Consider the following 13,896-nt stretch of genomic DNA (forward strand, 5'->3'; position numbering starts at 1 on the left):
TAACGTGGAATCCATGCGAAAATCCTTGCCAGGCAAGAAGATCGTCGCCGTCGGTTCACTGGTCGCACTGCTCGCCGCGACGACCGCCGCCCCGGCGCTGGCCGTCACCCACCCGCGGGACGAAGTCGACAAAGCGCTGAAAACACTGGTGCAGGACGGCGTCCCCGGCGCGCAGGCGACCGTGACGAGCCCGTCCGGGCGGTCGTGGTCGGAGCGTGAGGGCGTCGGGAACGCCGAGACCGGGACACCGTTCCCGCACGACTCGAAGTTCCGGGCGGCCAGCATCACCAAGACCTTCGTCGCGGTCGTGGTCCTGCAGCTGGTCGCCGAGGGGAAGGTGCGGCTGGACGCGTCGATCGACCGCTACCTGCCCGGGCTCGTCCGCGGGAACGGCAACGACGGCACCAAGATCACCGTCCGGCAGCTGCTGCAACACACGAGCGGGCTGTACAACTACGTCCGCGATCTCGACATCGACGAGTGGCGGCATCGCGGCGCCGAACCCGGGGAACTGCTGGCGGTCGGCCTGGCACATCCGCCGGACTTCGCGCCGGGCACGGAATGGAGGTACTCCAACACGAACTACGTCATCGCGGGCATGCTCATCGAGAAGCTCACCGGCCGCTCGGTCTCCACCGAGATCCGGAAGAGGATCGCCGAGCCGCTCGGCCTGCGCCACACCTACCTGCCGTCGCGCGGCGACGAGCGCCTGCCGCTGCCGCACGCCAGGGGCTACGCGCCGGGTCTCGTCGACTACACCGAACTGGATCCCTCGCTCGCCGGGGCCTCCGGCGGGATCGTTTCGACCGGCGCGGAGCTGAACCGCTTCTACGGGGAGCTCGTCGACGGCCGTCTCCTGCCCCGGGCACAGCTGGCGGAGATGCAGCGGACCGTGCCGGCGGGCCTGGGCATCCCCGGAGCGGAATACGGGCTCGGGATCGCGTCGGTGCCGCTGTCCTGCGGCGGGAGGTTCTGGGGCCACGGCGGCAACCTCCGCGGCTTCGCGAACATCTCGGGGGCGGTCCCGCACGGGAAGAAGGTGAACGTCGTGGTCAACCAGGACCCGCTGCCGGACGGGGCGTCGGCGCATCTGGCGGCCGCGGTCGACACGGCGTTCTGCGCCCGCTAGAGGGCCGGAAGCAGGTCCAGCACCGAGGTCCAAGCGGTCTCCGGGGTGAGCCTCGTGGTGGTGACCCCGGCGGAGGCGAGCGTGTCGAGATGGCGCCGCCACGCCGGATGGTGCACCCGCGTGTCCTGGATCTGGTAGCCCAGCACGATCGTGATGCCCGGCGTGCCGAGGACGTCGCCGAGCAGGGTCAGCGCCTGGTTGTCGGCGATGCCGAGCGCCAGTTTCGCCACGGAGTTGGCGGACGCGGGCGCGAACAGGAACACCTCGGGGTCCGGATGCGGGCGGGGTTCGCCCGGTAGCCGGGAAGTGCTGCGGACCGGCAGCTCGGTGCACTTCTCCAGGTCACCGAGCCCGCCGGTCGTCTCCAGCCAGCGGGCCGCGGTGGGGGTCAGTGTGATGGCGAGCTCCCAGCCGCGGTCCGCGGCCGGTTTCGCGAGCTGCGCGGCGAACCGGGTGTCCAGTCCGCCGCACGAGCTCGCGACCAGGCCGAGGACCCTGCTCACCCGGCGGTGTCCGGCTTCCGCAGGACGGCGCAGAACATCGCGTCCGTGCCGTGGCGGTGCGGCCACAGCTGGACGTACGGGCCGTTGCCGAGCTGCGGGACACCGGGGAAGAACTCCCGCGCGTCGACGATCTGGGCACCGGCGCGGCGCGCGGTCTCCCCCACGACGCCTTCGGTCTCGGCCAGATGCGGCGAGCAGACGACGTAGGTGACGATGCCGCCGGGCCGGACCAGGTCCAGTGCCGCGATGATCAGCTGGCCCTGCAGTTTCGTCAGGTCCGCGATGTCGCTGGGCTGACGGCGCCAGCGTGCCTCGGGGCGGCGCCGCAGCGAGCCGAGACCGCTGCACGGCGCGTCGACGAGGACGCGGTCGTAGCCCGGTTCGAGACCGGTCTCGCGGCCGTCGGCGACGTGCACGGTCACCGGCAGGTCCTGGACGGCCTTCTCGATCAGCTTCGCCCGGTGCGGCGCCTTCTCGACGGCGTCGACGGTCGCGCCCGCGGCCACCGCCAGCGCGCCGAGCAGCGCCGCCTTGCCGCCCGGACCGGCGCACAGGTCCAGCCACCGCACGTCGGAGCCGGAGACCGGGACCCTCGTGACGGCGTAGGCGCACAGCTGGCTGCCCTCGTCCTGCACCGCGGCCAGCTTTTCCTTGATCGGCTCCAGATCGCCGGGGTCACCGGAGCCCGCGGGCAGCCGCACGCCGTAGGGCGAGTACGGCGCGACGTCGCCACCGGTGATGGCGGCCAGTTCCTCGGCGCTGATCTCGCCGGGCCGGGCGACCAGGTGGACGTCGGGGCGGTCGTCGTCGGCCTCCAGGGCCGCCTTCAGCTCCGGTCCCTTGTCCCCCAAGGCTTCCGCGAACGACCGCGCGACCCAGCGCGGATGCGCCGTCCGCAGGGCGTAGGCGCCGATCGGGTCGGCGGCCTCGTCGGGGGCCAGCTCGTTCAGCCAGGTCTCTTCGTCCTTTTCGGACACCGAACGCAGCACGGCGTTCACGAAACCCGCGATCCAGGAACCGACTTCGGCGCGGACGAGGTCCACAGTGGACCCGACGGCGGCGTGCTGGGGGATGCGGGTGCGCAGCAGCTGGTACGCGCCGAGCCGGAGGCCGTCCAGCACGATGGCGTCGACCTTCTCCAGCGGACGGTCCAGGCAGGCCGCGATGACGGCGTCCAGCATGCCGACCGCGCGGCAGGTGCCGTAGGTCAGTTCGGTGGCCAGCGCCGCGTCGCGGCCGGAGATCCGGCGGTTGCGCAGCAGTTGCGGCAGCACCAGGTTCGCGTACGCGTCGTCTTCGCGGACCGCGCGCAGGACGTCGAAGGCGACCTGCCGGGCCGGGTCGATCTGCGGCGGGCGGCTGGGCCCCTCCTTGCGCGGGGCCGGGCGGCCTCGCTGCGGCCTCGACGGCCGGCGTTCCCTACGCTCGTTCACTGCAGGCGCTCTCCTTGTTCGATCCTCGTACCGCGCGCCCAGTCGGTGGCCGCCATCCGCTTCTTCCCCTGCGCCTGCACCTCGCCCAGCCGCACCGGCTTCGACGCCGTGCCGACCAGCACCCGCTTGCGCTCCACGACGAGTTCGCCGGGCGGGGGTCCCGGCTCGTCCACGACCGTCACCGGGCCGAGTTTCAGCCGCTCGCCCCGGAACTCCGCCCACGCGCCCGGCTCCGGCGTGACCGCGCGGATCTGCCGGTCGACCGCGGCGGCCGGATCGGCGAACGACACGCGCGCGTCCTCGACGGTCACCTTGGGCGCGTAGCTCACGCCGTCACCGGTCTGCTCGACCGCTCGCAGCGAACCGTCGGCGATTCCGTCCATCGTGGACACGAGCAGCTTCGCCCCGGACTCCGCCAGCCTGCCGAGCAGTTCGCCCGCGGTGTCGGTGGCGGCGATCTGCTCGGTGACCACGCCGTAGACCGGGCCCGCGTCGAGTTCCTTGACGATGCGGAACGTCGAGGCGCCGGTGATCTCGTCCCCGGCGCGGATCGCGGCCTGGACCGGCGCGGCGCCGCGCCACGCGGGGAGCAGCGAGAAGTGCAGGTTGACCCAGCCGTGCGCCGGGATGTCCAGCGCGGCCTGGGGCAGCAACGCCCCGTACGCGACCACAGGGCACGCGTCGGGCGCGATCTCCGCGAGCCGGGCGAGGAACGCGGGGTCGCTCGCCTTCGGCGGGGTCAGCACCTCGATCCCGTGCTCGTCGGCCAGCGCGCCGATCGGCGACCGGACGACGCGGCGGCCGCGGCCTGCCTGGGCGTCCGGACGGGTCACGACGGCGACGACCTCGTGCTGCTCGGACGCCAGCAGCGCGCGCAGCGACGGGACCGCGGGTTCGGGGGTGCCGGCGAAGACGAGGCGCATCAACGCACCTCCGCCGGGGGGACGGGTACCTCTGACTGGGCGAACATCGCCGCTCAGTCTAGAAGGAGCTTACCGCCGGGGCGCGCTCGCTCTCCCTGTGCGGTGCGGCGGCTGCAATGAACGGTCCTTTCCTTGCAAATTTTGCAAGGAAAGGACCGTTCCTAGCACGCGAAAGGGCCGAAGAGGCCTTCGCGAGCGAAGTCGTCCTTAACGCGGCGGCCAGGGCAGCACGACGGCCGCCGAGCCGCCTCCCCGGCGCGTCGGTTCGGCCGCGGCGAGCCACCGGCCGTCCCGCAGCCGCTCCACACCGGTCGCCGCCCCGATCTCCCCGGGTGTCGCCGAGAAGCCCTGTCCCTTGGCCTTCAGCACCTTGAGCACGTCGGTCTGGTCCAGGAACGCCTGCTCCACCTGCGCGGCCGCGGAGTTCCGCTGCGAGGCGCGCGGTTCGGCGATCGCATCGACCAGCTTCAGCCCGCGATCGATCCGGCCGGTGAGGATCTGCAGCACCGTGGTGATGATCGACGCGCCACCGGGCGAGCCGACGGCGAGGAACGGCTTGCCGTGGTCGAGCACGATGGTCGGCGCCATCGACGAACGCGGCCGCTTCGCCGGGCCCGGCAGGTTCGGGTCGGGCACGCCCGGCGTCACCGGCGTGAAGGAGAAGTCGGTCAGTTCGTTGTTGAGCAGGAAGCCGCGGCCCGGCACGACGATGCCGCTCCCGCCCTCCTGCTCGATGGTCAGCGTGTAGGCGACGACGTTGCCCCACCGGTCGGCGACCGTGAGATGCGTGGTGTTCTCGCCCTCGTACGGGGTCGGCGCGGGGTTCGTCCCGGCCACGCACGGCGTGGGCTTGCGCGGATCCGCCGGCGCGACCGGGCTCGTCCCGGCCTTCGCGGCGTCGATCAGGCACGCGCGGCTGTCGGCGAACTTCTGGCTGATCAGCTCCTTCGCCGGGACGTCGACGAAGGCCGGGTCGCCGATCCACCGGTTGCGGTCGGCGAAGGCGTACCGGGTCGACTCCAGGAAGTAGTGCAGGTAGTCGGCCTTCTCCAGCTTCGAGAGCTTCGTGTTCTCGAGGATGTTCAGCGCCTCGCCGACGGTCAGCCCACCGGACGACGGCGCGGGCATGCCGTAGACGTCGAGACCGCGGTACTGGGTCTTCGTCGGCTTCCGCTCGACGACGCGGTACTTCGCGAGGTCGGCCGCGGTCATGTCACCGGGGCGCACCTTCAGCGTCGACGCGGGGTCGACCGGCGGCTTCCGCACGGTGTCGACGACGTCCGCGCCGATCGGGCCGTGGTAGAGCACGTCGGTGCCCTTCGCGGCGAGCTGCGCGTACGTGCCCGCGAGGTCCGGGTTCTTGAACGTCGAGCCGACCGCGGGCGGCGCGCCGCCGGGCAGGTACAGCGACCGGGTGGACGGGAACGCCGAGAACCGGGCGGCGTTGTTCGCGATCTGGGTGTTGAAGGTCTGGTCGACGGTGAAACCCTTGCGGGCGAGTTCTTCGGCGGGTTTGACCGCCTTCGCCAGCGACTTGGTCCCCCATTTGCGCAGGGCTTCCTGCCAGGTGGCGGGTGTGCCGGGCACGCCGACGCCCAGTCCGCTGGTGACGGCCTCGGCGAACGGGATCGCCTTGCCGTTCTCGACGAAGAGGTTCTCGTTCGCGGTCGACGGGGCGGTCTCGCGGCCGTCGAGGGTGTGCACCTTGCCCGAGCGCGCGTCGTAGTAGACGAAGAAGCCGCCACCGCCGAATCCGGCGGAGAACGGGTCGGTGACGCCGAGCGCGGCGGCCGTCGCGACGGCGGCGTCGACGGCGTTGCCGCCTTCGCGCAGGATCTTCGTGCCGATCGCGGTCGCGTCCGCGTCGATACTCGACACCGCGCCCAGATAGCCGACGGCGGTGGGCGATTTGGCCGTCGGTGGCGCGGCCGCCGCCATCCCCGGCGCGGCGGTGCCGACCAGGACGGCGATCGCGGTGACTGCGGTGATGCGTACCGGAGTGCTTCTGTGCGCGGCCATGGCGCGAGTCTGCCCCGCCTGTCCACCCCGGACAAGACCCGTCCAGACCTGCGTTCGTCGGTGGTGCGGCCGTGGCGGGATGAGCAGAATGCGGGCCATGAAGACTTCCGGCAGGCGGTGGGGCGCCTTCCTCCCGCTGCTCATCGCACTTCCCGTCCTCGCTGTCCCCGGTGTCGCGCAGGCAGAAGGCGCGAGCGCCTGCTTCGACGACTCCGCCGCGATCACCGTCGAGGAGAAGCGGCTCACCGCGACCATGCCTTCGGGTGGTCCCGCGGTCGGCCCGGAACTCGTCCGGCTCGCCGGATTCGACAAGCTCGTCTCCGACTTCACGAGGCGCCTCTGCGCCACGAAGACCGCTTTGCGGGCAGAGAAGCTCGCCGAGACCGCCGGTGACGGGCTCTGGCGCACCGCGGTCGACCGCGCGCAGGGCCGCCGTCCCGACCTCGGCAGCATCGACAAGGCCGACGACCGGCCGCTCTACTGGGCCCGCCTCCAGATGAGCAAGGCGTTGCGGCAGTGGACGCCGCGTTTCCCGCTGTCCGCGCCCGCCCGGGCGGAGCTGCTGAAGACGTTCGACTTCGGCGCGCGCGGACTCGACGATTCCCGCTTCCCCGCCGGCCCGAAGCTGCGCCGGGTGCTGGTGAGCGGGTTCGATCCGTTCACCCTCAACGGCGCGGGCGTCCGCATCGCGAACCCGTCTGGCGCGGCGGCGCTGCACCTCGACGGCAAGACGATCCAGACGCCGACCGGGCCCGCGCTGGTGCAGGCGGTGTCCTTCCCGGTGGTGTGGCGCTACTTCGACGCCGGAATCGTCGAGGCCGCCTACGGTCAGGCGTTCAAGGACCGGTTCCGCCGTCCGGAGCTGATCATGACGATCAGTCAGGGTCGTCCCGGCCGCTTCGACATCGAGCGGTGGGCGGGTGCCTGGCGCGGTGGTTCGCCGGACAACCTCGACGAGCCCGTCCGCGGCCCGGTACCGCCCGCCGACGGCTGGCCGCAGCCGGACGTCCAGTTCATCGAAACCACGCTGCCGTACGAAAAGATGCTCGCCGCGCCCGCCGGGGCGTATCAGGTGCTGTACAACGAGGCGTTCTGCGTCTGGCCGGACAGCACGAAACCGGGGACGGGGACCGCGGTGTGCCGGACGGACGCGCCGAAGCCGGGTGAAGTCGCCGCTTCCGGTGGCGGCGGCAACTACCTGAGCAACGAGTCCATGTATCGCAGTAACCGGCTCCGGACGGGCCTCGGCCTGACCGGGATCGCGGGCGGGCACCTGCACACGCCCGTCCTCGGCACGCCCGCCGATCCTTCGGCCCTGACCGACGCCGATTTCGAGGCACGGCGGGCGGCGATCTCGTCGCAGATCGTCACGCTGCTCACCGCCGCTCTGGGCGGCTCCGCCACGAAGCCCGCTTCGCCCGCTCCGGGCGCTTCGGCTCGCGCCGACGTCCTCGCGACCCCCGGCACGACCCTCTGACCCCACGCATTTCGTCCTCTGGATGCGATGGTTCGCTGTCGAACCACCGCATTCAGAGGACGAAACGCGGGGTCGCTAGATGAGCTCAAGCGGGTCCAGCTGGATCCGGATGGGCTCGGGCGCCTTGCGCGCGTCCCGGCGCGCGGCCGCCGCGTGGACGGCGGCGGCGAGCGCCTTCCCGTCCGGACGCGCGACGCGCACCAGCGCCCGCTCCCGTTCGGCGTTGCCGTCCTCGTCGACCTCGCCGAGCGGCACCGGGCCCAGCACCTCGCCGGTCTCCGGGAGGGCGAGGTCGTCGAGCAGTCCGGCGACCGCGTCCGGCGTGCCTTCGATACTCGCCATCCGCGTCGCGGGCGGGAACCCGAGTTCGCGCCGCTCCGCCAGTTCGAGGCTCGCGTGCCAGCCCGGGTCCCAGCGCACCAGCGCCTGCACCACGGAAAGGCCCGCTTCCGCGCCGACGAACACGCGACCGCCTTCGGTCCCCGGCCGCACCAGGGCCGCCGCCGCCATCCAGCGGCGCAGGGTCTCCTCCCCCGCGCGCAGGTCCTGCCGCCCCAGCAGCGCCCAGCCGTCCAGCAGCAGCGCCGCGCCGTAGCCGCCTTCCGCGACCGGCTCGGCGCCCGGTGTGCACACGACCAGCGCCGGTTTTCCGGGCACCGAAGCCAAAACCTCCGTCGCACCGGAGGTCCGCACGGGGAAGCCGGAGAACGCGCGGCCCAGTTCCTCCGCGGTGCGCTTCGACCCGACGACGACCGCCCGCAGCCGCACCGAACCGCATGCGGCGCAATGGAAGTTCGTCTCGGGGACGCCGCACCACCGGCAGGCGGGCGGTCTCGGCGCGCCGTCGATCAGCCCGCCCGGCAAGGAAAGCGGGCCGGCGCAACGACGGCAGTGCGCCGACGTCCGGCAGTTGCCGCACGCGAGCCCCGGGACGTACCCGCGACGCGGAACCTGCACCAGCACGGGGAATCCGCCCGCCAGCGACTGCCTGGCCGCCTCGAAGGCGACCGACGGGAGCCGCGCGGCCTTGGCCGCCTCGTCCCGGGCGACGTCGAAGTCCTCCCCGACCGGGGTGACCCTCGGCGCCGCCGCCCGCAGCTCCGGCCGGGCGGCCACGAGAGGCTGCGCCCAGCCCGATTCCACCAGGAACTGCGCTTCGGCGGTGCGCGCGAAACCGGCGACGAGCATGGAGCCCTTCGCGGCGTGCGCGCGGTCCATCAGCACGTCACGGACGTGCGGATACGGCGCGTGCTGGTCGAGGTGGACGTCGTCGCCGTCGTCCCACACCACGAACAGGCCGGGATCGGCGACCGGCGCGAACATCGCCGCGCGCGTGCCGACGACGACGCGCACCGCGCCGCGCAGCACCGCGAGCCAGCGGCGATACCGCTCGGCGGGGCCGAGCCCCGCGATCAACGCGACCACGGATTCGGCGCCCAGCAAGGAAACGCACGCGTCGTGCAGCCGGGTCAGGTCACGATGGTCGGGCACGACCATGACCACACCCCGGCCCGCGGAAGCCGCGACGGCGGCCGCTTCGGCGAGACGGCGCGGCCAGTCCTCCCCCGGCAGCGCCTGCCAGACCGCGTTGGCCGGACGCCGTTCCGCGACGGCCTCCAGGAACGCCGGACCGCTCTGGTACTTCTCCCAGGCGGTGGTTTCGGGCGGCTCCGGCGTCGGTGCGGTCTCGGCGGGCGGTTCGCCCTCGGCCTTCGCGTGCCGGGACGGGATCGCGAGCCGCAGGACGTCGCTGAGGGTGCCGCCGTAGCGGTCCGCGACGGACCGGCAGAGCGTGAGCAGCGCCGGGGGCAGGACGGGCTCGCTGGAGGTCACCCTGTCGATGTACGCGAGCTTCCCGGTGAACTCCGTGGTATCGGCGCGCTCGACGAGGTACCCGTCGACGAGCTGACCCGCGAACCGGACCCGCACTCGGCAACCGGGGACGGCGGCTTCGTGCAGTTTCTCGGGGATCCGGTAGTCGAAGGTGCGGTCGAGATGCGTGAGCGGGATGTCCACGACGATCCGCGCGACCGGGTTCTCGGGCGCGGGGTTCTGCGCCCCACGACGGCTGGCCGTTTTCGCGCGCGACGGCTTCGCCTTCCGCGCCGGCTCGGCCTTCGGCTCCGGAAGGTCCCACAGAGGGGTCGGTTCGGGACTGCTGCTCACCCGGTGATCTCTACCAGACGCTGTCGCCAGTGCCCGCCACCGCGTGCAATGAACGGTCCGTTCCTTGCAAATTTCGCAAGGAACGGACCGTTCATTGCACGCGCCGCTGGAGCCATCTCGCTGTGGAGTGCCGTGAAGGCCCTGCCGAGTACATGAAGGCCCCCTTCCTTGCGCCTAGGTACAGGAAGGACCCCTTCATGTACCTCCGGCAAGTAGAGACACGCCAGCACCACGCAGGCCGGGATCTCAAACTGGCGGCCTCACGTGGTCGAAGGGACGACACGCGTGATCCGGCGGACGACATGCGTGTCTGGATGGACGACACACGCGCAACCGGGCTCCGACCCCAAGAGGCCGTGAAGGCCTCCTTCCCTACCCTCAAGGTAGGCAAGGAGGCCTTCACGGAAAGGGATCAGGCGCCCGCGGCCGACTTCAGGTCCGCGGCCCGCGCCGTGCTCTCCCACGGAAGAGACAGCTCGGGACGGCCGAAGTGGCCGTACGCGGCCGTCGGCGCGTAGATCGGGCGAAGCAGGTCGAGGTCGCGGATGATCGCGGCCGGACGCAGGTCGAAGACCTCCGTGATGGCGGCCTGGATCTTCGACGGGTCGACCGTCTCGGTGCCGAAGGTCTCGACGAAGAGGCCCACCGGGGCCGCCTTGCCGATCGCGTACGCGACCTGGACCTCGGCGCGGGCGGCGAGCCCCGCGGCGACGACGTTCTTCGCCACCCAGCGCATCGCGTACGCGGCCGAGCGGTCCACCTTGGAGGGGTCCTTGCCCGAGAACGCGCCGCCACCGTGGCGGGCCATACCGCCGTAGGTGTCGACGATGATCTTGCGGCCGGTCAGGCCCGCGTCACCCATCGGACCGCCGATGACGAAGCGGCCGGTCGGGTTGACCAGCAGCCGGACGTCGGAGGTGTCGAGCCCGAGCTCGGCGATCTCCGGGGAGACCACGTGCTCACGGACGTCGACGCCGAGCATCTGCTCCAGGTCGATGCCGTCCGCGTGCTGGGTGGACACGACCACCGTGTCGAGCCGCACCGGCTGGTCGCCGGCGTACTCGATGGTGACCTGGGTCTTGCCGTCCGGGCGCAGGTACGGCAGCACGCCTTCCTTGCGGACCCGGGTCAGCCGCTGCGAGAGCCGGTGCGCCAGCGCGATCGGCAGCGGCATCAGCTCGGGGGTGTCCGAGCAGGCGTAGCCGAACATCAGGCCCTGGTCGCCCGCGCCCTGGCGGTTGATCTCGTCCTCGTCGGATTCCACGCGGGACTCGTACGCGGTGTCGACACCCTGCGCGATGTCCGGCGACTGGGAGCCGATCGCGACGTTGACGCCGCACGAGTTGCCGTCGAAGCCCTTGGCCGAGGAGTCGTAGCCGATCTTCAAGATCACGTCGCGGACGATGGTCGGGATGTCCGCGTAGGCCTCGGTGGTCACCTCGCCGGCGACGTGCACCTGACCGGTGGTGATAAGGGTTTCGACCGCCACCCGGCTGCGCGGGTCCTTGGCCAGCAGGCCGTCCAGGATCGAGTCGCTGATGGCATCGCAAATTTTGTCGGGATGACCTTCAGTCACCGATTCCGATGTGAACAGTCTGCTCGTGGACGCGGTCACGGTGCCCGTCACTCCCTCACCTAGACGTCTGATGCCTAGAAAGTTAGGCACCCCTCAGCTTGAACTCAAGCCTACTGACTATCGCTTTGGGGGCTCTCAACGCTTCATCAAGGTCACAACAGCGTCCCACAATGTGGACGCGAGTTCGGCCTTGGCGCCGAGCGGGATCGGGATTTCGGTGCCGTCGGCCCCGAGCAGCCAGCCGGAGTTGTCCTCGGTGCCGAAGGCCTTCCCTTCACCGACGGCGTTCACCACCAGCAGATCCGCGCCCTTGCGCTTGAGTTTGACCCTGGCGTGGTCGAGGACGCCACCCTTATCGTCCCCTGTTTCGGCGGCGAACCCGACGACCACCTGGCCCGGGGTCCGATTCAGCACCAGTTCGGCCAGGATGTCCGCGTTGCGGGCGAGCTCGACGACGGGATCCGGCGCGTCGTCGGACTTCTTGATCTTGTGGTCGGCCCGGTTCGAGGGCCGGAAGTCGGCGACGGCGGCGGCCATCACGAGGACGTCGGCGGAGGCGGCCTCGGCGTGCATGGCCTGGCGCATCTCCTCGGCGGTGGACACGTGGACGACCGTCGCGCCCGCGGGCTCCGGGAGCGCGACGGTGTGCGCGGTGACCAGGGTGACCTCGGCGCCGCGCTGGGCGGCGACGCGGGCCAGCGCGTACCCCTGTTTGCCCGACGAGCGGTTGCCCAGATACCGGACCGGGTCGAGCGGCTCACGGGTGCCGCCGGCCGAAATGGCCACGCGCACGCCTTCGAGGTCACGCGTGAGGGCCTTCGGCACGGCGAGCAGGAGCCGGGCCAGGTCGACGATCTCGGCCGGGTCGGCGAGCCGTCCCTTGCCGGTGTCCTTGCCGGTCAACCTGCCTGCGGCGGGCTCGGCGACGACCAGGCCACGCGAACGCAGCAGCGCCACGTTGTCGCGGGTGGCCGGGTGCTCCCACATCTCGGTGTGCATCGCCGGGAAGAAGGCGACCGGGCACCGGGCGGTGAGCAGGGTGTTCGTCAGCAGATCGTCCGCGATGCCGTGCGCGGCCTTCGCGAGCAGGTTCGCCGTGGCGGGCACGACGATCACCAGGTCGGCTTCCTTGCCGACGCGGACGTGCTGAACCTCGGGCACTTCGGTGAACACGCCGGTGTGCACCGGGTTCCCGGAAAGTGCCTCGAAGGTGGCCGCGCCGACGAAGTTCAGCGCGGCTTCGGTGGGGACCACGCGGACGTCGTGACCGGATTCCGTCAGTCCGCGCAGGACCTCACAGGCCTTGTAGGCGGCGATCCCGCCACCCACGCCCAGAACGACCCGGGGTTTATTCACCCTCGGTGTGCTCGAGCAGACCGCCGTGGATCTCGCGCAGGGCGATGGACAGCGGCTTCTCGCGCGGGCCCGGCTCGACCAGCGGGCCGACGTACTCCAGGAGACCCTCGCCCAGCTGGGCGTAGTAGTCGTTGATCTGGCGAGCGCGCTTGGCCGAGTAGATCACCAGCGCGTACTTCGAGCTGACCTTCTCGAGGAGGTCGTCGATGGGCGGGTTGGTGATTCCTTCGAGCTCTTCGTGCAGCGTGGCCTGAGTCGTCACTCGTGGTGCTCCGAATCTTCGGGTCTAGTTGTCGCCGGTTATCAAGTTTAGCAACTGCTCAGCGGCCTCTCGCACGTCGGCGTTGACGACGCGCTCGTCGAACTCCCCGGCGGCGGCGAGTTCGCGTTCGGCCTCGGCCAGCCTGGCCTTCACGGCGGCTTCGTTCTCGGTGCCGCGGCCGGTCAGCCTGCCGACCAGTTCGTCCCACGACGGCGGCATCAGCATCACCAGCCGGGCCTCCGGCATCGCCTTGCGGACCTGCCGCGCGCCCTGGAGTTCGATCTCCAGGATCGCGTTGCGGCCCTCGGCCAGCACCCGCTCCACGGGCCCGCGCGGGGTGCCGTAGCAGTTGCCCGCGAACTCGGCGTGTTCGAGCAGTGCGCCGTCGGCGACCATGCGGTCGAACTCGGCCCGGTCGATGAAGTGGTAGTGCTCGCCGTCCACCTCACCCGGCCTCGGCTTCCTGGTGGTCACCGAGACGCTGAAATAGATCTCCGGATCCAGCTTGCGCAGCTCCTTGGCCACGCTCGACTTCCCGACCCCCGAAGGCCCTGAGACGACCGTGAGCCGGTGCCGGGATTCGACTCCCGCCACCGGCTCACCGCCGCGGTCAGCGCCCGGGTTCACCGGGTGGTCCTGACCGATGCCGCTCACTCGCCGCTGAATTCGGCCAGCAGCGCCTTGCGCTGCCGGTCGCCGAGGCCGCGAAGACGACGGCTGGGTGCGATCTCCAGTCGTTCCATGGTCTGCTGGGCACGGACCTTGCCGACGCCCGGAAGAGCCTCGAGCAGAGCCGAGACCTTCATCTTGCCGAGGACTTCGTTCTCCTCGGCCTGCTTCAACACGTCGACCAGAGTGGTACCGCCCCGCTTCAGCCGCTCCTTCAGCTCAGCACGGATGCGGCGGGCGGCGGCGGCCTTCTCCAGCGCCGCAGCGCGCTGTTCCTCTGTCAGCTGGGGAAGTGCCACGTTTTCCTCCGGTAGTTCTCAAATCTGGGTGGGTGTGGCGACGGTACCCACCCGTTACCTCGGCCCACAATGCGGGGGTGGCTG

General features: G+C 71.3%; 12 protein-coding genes. 2 read left to right on the top strand and 10 right to left on the bottom strand.

Features of this window, described 5'->3' with window-relative positions:
* Positions 1-13: 13 nt before the first annotated feature.
* Positions 14-1,129 (top strand): serine hydrolase, encoded by a 1,116-nt coding sequence (locus DMC64_RS30850; RefSeq protein WP_125736382.1) that lies wholly within the window; start codon positions 14-16, stop codon positions 1,127-1,129.
* Here DMC64_RS30850 and DMC64_RS30855 read toward each other — a convergent pair.
* The 4 genes from DMC64_RS30855 to ggt all read right to left on the bottom strand — a co-directional run bounded on the left by DMC64_RS30855 (position 1,126) and on the right by ggt (position 6,007).
* Positions 1,126-1,632, bottom strand: coding sequence for a flavoprotein (locus DMC64_RS30855; RefSeq protein ID WP_125736383.1), 507 nt, complete (start codon positions 1,630-1,632; stop codon positions 1,126-1,128). The two genes, DMC64_RS30850 and DMC64_RS30855, sit on opposite strands and share 4 nt — an antisense overlap.
* The gene (locus tag DMC64_RS30860; RefSeq protein ID WP_125736384.1) at positions 1,629-3,065 is read right to left on the bottom strand and encodes an RsmB/NOP family class I SAM-dependent RNA methyltransferase; all 1,437 of its coding nucleotides are present in this window, start codon (positions 3,063-3,065) and stop codon (positions 1,629-1,631) included. Before DMC64_RS30860 ends, DMC64_RS30855 begins: the two co-directional genes overlap by 4 nt.
* The gene (gene fmt, locus DMC64_RS30865; protein ID WP_037343964.1) at positions 3,062-3,988 is read right to left on the bottom strand and encodes a methionyl-tRNA formyltransferase; all 927 of its coding nucleotides are present in this window, start codon (positions 3,986-3,988) and stop codon (positions 3,062-3,064) included. The genes DMC64_RS30860 and fmt overlap by 4 nt, the downstream gene beginning before the upstream one ends.
* Positions 3,989-4,195: 207 nt before the next feature.
* Entirely contained in the window at positions 4,196-6,007 is a 1,812-nt protein-coding gene (gene ggt, locus DMC64_RS30870) for a gamma-glutamyltransferase (protein WP_125736385.1), read from the bottom strand.
* Positions 6,008-6,104: 97 nt separating this feature from the next.
* Between ggt and DMC64_RS30875 the strand changes: the two genes are divergently transcribed.
* Entirely contained in the window at positions 6,105-7,484 is a 1,380-nt protein-coding gene (locus tag DMC64_RS30875; protein WP_233629881.1) for a hypothetical protein, read from the top strand.
* Between the two features lie 75 nt (positions 7,485-7,559).
* Here the strand turns inward: DMC64_RS30875 and DMC64_RS30880 are convergent, their stop codons facing one another.
* The 6 genes from DMC64_RS30880 to mihF all read right to left on the bottom strand — a co-directional run bounded on the left by DMC64_RS30880 (position 7,560) and on the right by mihF (position 13,812).
* Positions 7,560-9,650: a primosomal protein N' gene (locus DMC64_RS30880; RefSeq protein ID WP_125736386.1), complete on the bottom strand. Its 2,091-nt coding sequence runs from the start codon at positions 9,648-9,650 to the stop codon at positions 7,560-7,562.
* Positions 9,651-10,062: 412 nt separating this feature from the next.
* The gene (gene metK, locus DMC64_RS30885) at positions 10,063-11,277 is read right to left on the bottom strand and encodes a methionine adenosyltransferase (protein WP_370325113.1); all 1,215 of its coding nucleotides are present in this window, start codon (positions 11,275-11,277) and stop codon (positions 10,063-10,065) included.
* Positions 11,278-11,361: 84 nt separating this feature from the next.
* Positions 11,362-12,582, bottom strand: coding sequence for a bifunctional phosphopantothenoylcysteine decarboxylase/phosphopantothenate--cysteine ligase CoaBC (gene coaBC / locus DMC64_RS30890; RefSeq protein ID WP_125736387.1), 1,221 nt, complete (start codon positions 12,580-12,582; stop codon positions 11,362-11,364).
* On the bottom strand, positions 12,575-12,844 hold the full coding sequence (gene rpoZ / locus DMC64_RS30895) for a DNA-directed RNA polymerase subunit omega (RefSeq protein ID WP_005152353.1): 270 nt from the start codon (positions 12,842-12,844) through the stop codon (positions 12,575-12,577). The genes coaBC and rpoZ overlap by 8 nt, the downstream gene beginning before the upstream one ends.
* 24 nt (positions 12,845-12,868) lie before the next feature.
* Positions 12,869-13,498 carry a guanylate kinase gene (gmk, locus tag DMC64_RS30900; protein WP_081975946.1) on the bottom strand — a complete coding sequence of 210 codons (630 nt, stop codon included), beginning with the start codon at positions 13,496-13,498 and terminating at the stop codon, positions 12,869-12,871.
* Entirely contained in the window at positions 13,495-13,812 is a 318-nt protein-coding gene (mihF, locus tag DMC64_RS30905) for an integration host factor, actinobacterial type (protein WP_003096398.1), read from the bottom strand. The genes gmk and mihF overlap by 4 nt, the downstream gene beginning before the upstream one ends.
* Between the last annotated feature and the right edge of the window lie 84 nt (positions 13,813-13,896).

The sequence above is a fragment of the Amycolatopsis sp. WAC 04197 genome (assembly GCF_003947475.1).
GTDB lineage: Bacteria > Actinomycetota > Actinomycetes > Mycobacteriales > Pseudonocardiaceae > Amycolatopsis > Amycolatopsis japonica.